The sequence below is a fragment of the Bradyrhizobium sp. UFLA05-109 genome (genome assembly GCF_054185165.1).
Map to the genome: position 1 here is coordinate 26,906 of NZ_JBBIAR010000093.1, position 6,155 is coordinate 33,060.

Below are 6,155 nucleotides of genomic sequence, written 5' to 3' on the forward strand. Positions count from 1 at the left end.
GGCGCAGATGTTCGGCGCTCAGTTGGCGGTACTCTTCTCGGTTCGAGGCATCGTTACGCTGATCTGCTTGCTCGCGATCAGCCTGCTCATCTGGTTCGGCGGTTCTTATCTCGTCGTGTTCGAGCAACGTCCGCTCGACCAACTGACCGTCCGCGCCACGGCGATCGTGAGCCTTTTCCTCATGGTCGTGCTCGTCACGCTTGTCCGTTACTGGCTGGCGCGTCGCACTAACCGACGCATCATCAAGTCACTGATGGAGAGCGAAGGCCTGATCGGGTTTGCCGACAACAGCAGCCAGGAGGAGCTCGAACTCATTCGCAGGCGTTTCGAGGACGCACTGGAGGTTCTGCGTGATACGGTCTTCGCCGGCAAGCGCGGGCCAAGTTATCTGTTCGAACTGCCCTGGTACATCATCATTGGCCCGCCGGGCGCGGGCAAAACGACGATTTTACGTAACTCCGGGCTCGAGTTTCCGCTTTCCCGGCAGCTTGGCGTCGAACCGCTCGCGGGCGTCGGCGGCACACGAAACTGCGACTGGTGGTTCACAGAACAAGCAGTCTTGATCGACACGGCAAGCCGTTACACGACGCAGGACATGGATACCGAGGTCGACCGTGCGGCCTGGCGTGGCTTTCTCGATCTTCTCCTGACACATCGGCGCCGGCGGCCCATCAACGGTATCCTCGTTGCAGTCAGCTTGGCCGATCTCTTGTCGGTGGACGAGCCGGTGAGGCGGCGGCACATCGAGGCCATTCGTTCGCGGATACAGGAGCTACTGAAGACGTTTCGAATGCGCATTCCGGTTTATGTACTGGTGAACAAATGCGACATGGTGCCTGGCTTTACCGAATATTTTGACGATCTCGACAATCAAGGGCGTGCCCAAGTGTGGGGCAAAACCTTTCCTCTTGAGCCTTGCGATCGTGTCGGTGACGCCGTGGGTTTGGAGATGCAGGAGCTTGCGGAGCGGCTCGAGGCCAGACTGACGTTTCTCATGTACGACGAACGCGATCTCAGCCGGCGGGGACGCATGTATGCGTTTCCGATGGAGTTCTTGGGAGTGCGGGCCGCAATTTCTGGATTCGTTAGTGAAGTCTTCCAATCGCGCCGCTTCGACGTAGAGCCCATGCTGCGTGGCGTCTACTTCACCAGCGGTACACAGGAGGGAAAGCCGATCGAGCGCGTGATCGATGCGATTGGCCGGAACTTCGGTCTGCAGCTGGCCCGGCGGGTGCCGACAGTGGCGCCGGGGAAGGGGTTGTTCATCAAGCAGTTGCTGACCGAAGTGATCTTCGCCGAGCAGGGACTGGTCGGTCGCAATTTGAAACTTGAGCGCCGGCTCGCGTTGGTGCATGGCGGCGGCCATGTTGTGGCGATGGTGCTGACGATCGCTGCCTTCCTTCTGTGGTATAGTGCCTTCGTCCGCAGCGAGGCGCGCATCGACCAAACCAGAGTGGCTGCGCAGACTGCAGAGGCACGCCTCCTGGAGACTCGCGGACCGCTCGACCTTAAGGCCATCCTGCCGACACTCAATGCCGCGCGCCGGATACGCCTGGCGGCAGGAGAAGACAGTTGGGTTGCCTGGCTTGATGGTGTCGGCATCTCGGCGACCCCTGTGCTTGCGCCGGCTGCCCAAAATGCCTACGACCGCGTTCTTCTCAATCGCCTGCTGCCGATTTTCGCCAATAGGCTCGCCATCCGTATCGATGCCCTGTTGCGGGCCGGCAACGACGCTTTGCTGGACCAGGTCAAGCAGGTGTTCCGCATCTATTGGATGCTGAGCGATCCGGGGCATTTCGACCGCGGCGAAGTCGCGCAGGCTGCGCGCAATGAAGTTACGCGAACGTTTGCGCTCGATCCGACGTCGGCGGGCGATCTGAACGAGCATTTTGCAAGGCTTATCGAGCTGCTGCCGAAACCTATTAATGTCGACCAGCAATTCGCAGGCGCGGTACGCTCGCGGCTGAGCAAGCGTCCTGTCGTCGAGCAGGTCTACGCCCGCCTCCTACGCGAGGGCGCTCAGAACACGCGTTTGCGGCCGATCGATTTGACGGGTCTGGTGGGCTCTGGCCAGGTTGAGATCACCCCGATGCGCGCTTTGCAGATTGCCTTTCCCTCCATTGACGAGAAGGAATCGGTTTATGCGAACGGTGGTGCCACAATCCCGGGCATCTTCACACGCGAGGGTTTCCTCAATTTCGTGCTGCCGAACCTGCCGCTCATCGCACGAGCAGAGCAGAACGCCGACTGGTTACTCGCTGGCGCCCCGATCGGCACGGCAGATATTCAACAGATCGCGCTCAAAGTCATGGATCGGTATGTCAACGATTATATCCGTGTTTGGACAAATGCCCTGAGCAGTATCCGCGTCGTCAAGTTTGACGATCTGCAACGCGGCTCAGCGATTATGCGCGGATTGGCCGGTTCTCAAAGCGCGCTCCAGCAGGTCGTTTCGCTCGTACACGACAATTCGAATTTGCCGCCGCCGGGGGAGCAGACCCTGGCCAAGGCCGGAGCTACTGGCACAAGCGCTGCGCCTTCCTCGGCGGCCGTCGGTCATGCTGCAGGCGCTCTATTCCATGCTGCGTTCGGCGATGCGCCCTGGCCGGGAACGCGGATCACCGAAGCGTTCCGGCCTCTGGCCCAACTAGCCGCAGACGGGACGTCTGGACAACCGCCGGGCATGGATCATATCCGTGGTCTCTTCGGCGGCCTCTATGCCGCGATGGCCAATATCGCGGCAGCGCCGGATCCGAACCAGGCCGCATTTCAGCTCGTTCAGCGACGCGCCAAGGATCCGAATAGCGACGCTTTCGGTGCCCTGCGCGCTGACTCGGCGCTGCGACCGGAGCCGATCCGCACCATCATGAACGAGACGGCCCTTCAGACGTGGAGCATCTTGCTCAAGCGGGCGCGCGATCATGTCGATGAGGTTTGGACGCGTGAGGTAGTCCCGGTCTGCCAGGGTATCATTTTCCAGCGCTATCCAGTGTTCGAATTGGCCAGCGAAGACATGACGCTCAAGGACTTCGGTGATTTCTTCCGTCCCGGCGGCATCGTCGATGACTTTTCTCAGAAATACCTTTCCCCGCTGATCGTCGACCGTCGGACCGGCCTTGCACCGGCGACCATCGATGGCGCAGAGGCACCCATCCGCGCGGATGTATTGATCCAATTTCAGCGCGCGCGAGAGATCCGCAGTGCTTTCTTCAGCAGCCCCGGGTCCGCACCGGCAGTGAAGTTCAGCATCAAACCAGTCTACCTCAGCCCCAAACTGATGGGCGCGACGTTTGTCCTGGACGGCAAGGAAATCGCCTATCGCCACGAGGCGCCGCGTGCCTACGAGTTCGAATGGCCAACCCGAAGCGATGCAAGTAACGCTTCTATTACGCTCACCGGGGCAGACAAAACCGAGGAGAGGATCGAACGCTCCGGCCCCTGGGCGCTCTTCCGGCTCCTCGACGCGTCACAACTGGCCTCAGGTGGCGCTTCGGATCGGTTTGCCATGACGATCGGTAAGCCGGATGGGACCAACGTGACCTACGAGCTGCGCGCGGCAAGTGTAAGCAACCCCTTTAGCTTGAGTGTCCTTCGTTCGTTCCGGTGCCCGGATAGCCTATGACCAGCGGGAGTCGGAGTTCTTTTCTGCATCTGCGGGACAATTTTGGCAATGGTGCCTCGTTGGAACGAGGCATCAGCGGCTCAACCTATCCCTGGCGGCGCCCCATCAGGCGCAAGTCGACTGCGGGCCGTCGGGCGGCAAGCAAAGCTCGCATTTTGAAATCGATACCTCGATCTCGGCGCTCCGCCTACTTTTGGCTTGCGCTAGGGGAACAACCGGGCATATCCGCGCGATCGTTGTCCGTTTGAGCGAGGATGCACTTTGAACGCGTCTTCGGTGGGGCCAATCGCGCCCGTGGGACACCTGCTCGGCGGCCGCTTCGACCTGGTGGAGGTGATCGGCGTCGGTGGCATCAGTACCGTCTATCGCGCGGTCGATCGGATTGGTCTTTGGGCGCGCGAACCAAATCCCGAAGTTGCAGTGAAGGTCATCCGACAGCACCCGACCATGCGCCAGGAATTGATTGAGCTGCTACATCGCGAAGCCCGTCTTTTGCGTAAGGTCGTACACCGGAATTTGGTGCGCATTTATGACTCCGATTATGACGCCAAGTACCATTACCTGGTGATGGAGCTCCTCCAGGGCCGCTCGTTAGCCCAGATCCTGGTTGAACATCACCGACGTCCGCTCTCACCCGCTGTTTCCTTTCGTATTATCCGCGCCGCGGCGCAGGGGCTTGCCCATATGCACCGTTTCGGAATGGTCCACGGCGACCTGAAACCGGGAAACATCTTTATGACGTCAAGTGGTGCAGTCAAAATTCTTGACTTTGGTGCGGTGCTAACTCTCGAGGAGACGCCGGGAAGCGATAGCGGCGCGGCGAACTCTGATCAGATCGCCTTAATGACCCCGGCCTATGCATCGCCAGAGATGCTGATGGGCGAACCGCGGGCGGAAAGCGATGATGTCTATTCTCTCGCTGTGGTGGCCTATCTGGTCCTGACCGGCACGCATCCCTATGGGCGGCGGCCGGCCGATGCGGCGCTTTACGAGAATCTGACGCCCGCGCAGCCGTCGAGCATTTCTACGGCGCAATGGCGGGCACTCGCTTCAGGTCTTGCTCTAAACCGTCGCGACCGAATCCAGACGGTCGATGAGTTTGTCCAGGGGCTCACCCGGCCGCCTTGGTTTTACCGCGTGTGGGGCGGCGCGCGCCATGCACCTGTCGTAAAGCGTGTAAGGAGACAAGATATTATTTGATCAATTCCCACTGCTTGGAGATTGCGAGCACACGCTTGTCGTCCCTGATGGCAGCTCGCTCGGTGGTAACAGGGACGAGCTCCTTAGCTCTGCGAGCGTTTCGACGTGGTGTACCGATGACCGAATACAATCTCAGCATCAGTCTGGATATTCTCAGTAAGCCAGAGCTCGAGCTCGACGTGCAAGGCTTCGAAGGTACAGAGTGCATTTCGCTGCCGTTCAGCTATCAGGTTTATGCCACGACATCGAGCGATGCAGATATCGGCTCGATGATCGGTGAACGCGCCAGGCTGACGGTCAAAACCGCATGCGGGCGATGGATCGCCTCGGGCCTCTGCGCCCTGGTAGAGGAACTAGACCCAACAATAACCGAACTTCGGGTGCTTCAGTTCGTTTTACGGCCGCGCTTGTCGGTCACCGAGCTCTCGATAGCTAGCCGCGTTTACGGCCCTGGCCAGCCGGTCGGCGTGGATGACATCGTCAAGCAGGAGCTGAACAGGGCAGCCATCAGCATCCCGGCCGAGTACAATCTGGACAGCTATCCAAAGCGCAATTATGTCGCGCAGTACAATGAAAGTGATTTCAATTTCATTTCGCGCCTTTGCGAACGGAACGGAATTTTCTATTTTTTCAAACAGGAAGACGACGGTGAAACCGTCGTCTTCGGTGACAAGAACCTGGCATTTCCCAAGGTCAACTTCGGCGCCAGCGCGGCTATCCTGTATTCGCATCAACGCGGCCGCGGCACGTCCCGCCGCGTTGACGAAAGCGCAATTCTGTCAGTCCGGCAACGCCGCGTTCTCTCGACAAAGACGATCAAGCTCCGCGATTACAACGAGACGGTGCCTTCCATCATATCCGTAGATGAAGAGGTCGGGCAAGGCAGCGGTTTCTTAGGCCAGGCCGAACGGTTCGGCGGGCATTTTGCGACCGAAGGAGAAGCAATCACGCTTGCCAAGATCCGCGCGGAGCAAATTGGCGCTAGTCAAACGATGTACATCGCCCAAAGCGATGCGCCGCAGCTCCGCGCAGGGGGCATCTTCGAGCTGCAGGGCCATCCGCGGTTCGATGGCGAATATCTCGTCGTCGCGGCAGATCACTCGGCCTACCGACCGGCCCCGATCGGGTTCAACGCGTTGCCGCGGAACGGGCGGGCCTACTACAACATGGTCCACTGCATTCGGTCGGACGTGCCTTACCGTCCAGTCGCTATGACGCCTGTGCCGCCGGGCGTCGGCCTCTACAGCGCCAAGATCGATGGAGAAGCGTGGAACGAGCGGGCGGAAATCGACGACCAGGGCCGCTATAAGGTGCAATTTACGTTCGCAGATGA

General features: G+C 59.8%; 3 protein-coding genes. All 3 read left to right on the forward strand.

Annotated features, from left to right (window positions below; genetic code table 11):
• Nucleotides 1-7 precede the first annotated feature (7 nt).
• On the forward strand, nucleotides 8-3,622 hold the full coding sequence (tssM, locus tag Q3C01_RS40570; RefSeq protein WP_458150939.1) for a type VI secretion system membrane subunit TssM: 3,615 nt from the start codon (nucleotides 8-10) through the stop codon (nucleotides 3,620-3,622).
• Nucleotides 3,623-3,883: 261 nt separating this feature from the next.
• On the forward strand, nucleotides 3,884-4,822 hold the full coding sequence (locus Q3C01_RS40575; RefSeq protein ID WP_458150940.1) for a serine/threonine-protein kinase: 939 nt from the start codon (nucleotides 3,884-3,886) through the stop codon (nucleotides 4,820-4,822).
• A 116-nt stretch (nucleotides 4,823-4,938) separates the two neighbouring features.
• On the forward strand, nucleotides 4,939-6,155 hold a 1,217-nt coding region (locus tag Q3C01_RS40580), incomplete at its 3' end, for a type VI secretion system Vgr family protein (protein ID WP_458150941.1).

What these genes read in the sequence shown, in the direction of transcription:
- tssM (WP_458150939.1), top strand. Translation starts at nt 8, where the DNA reads ATGTTCGGCGCTCAGTTGGCGGTACTCTTCTCGGTTCGAGGCATCGTT.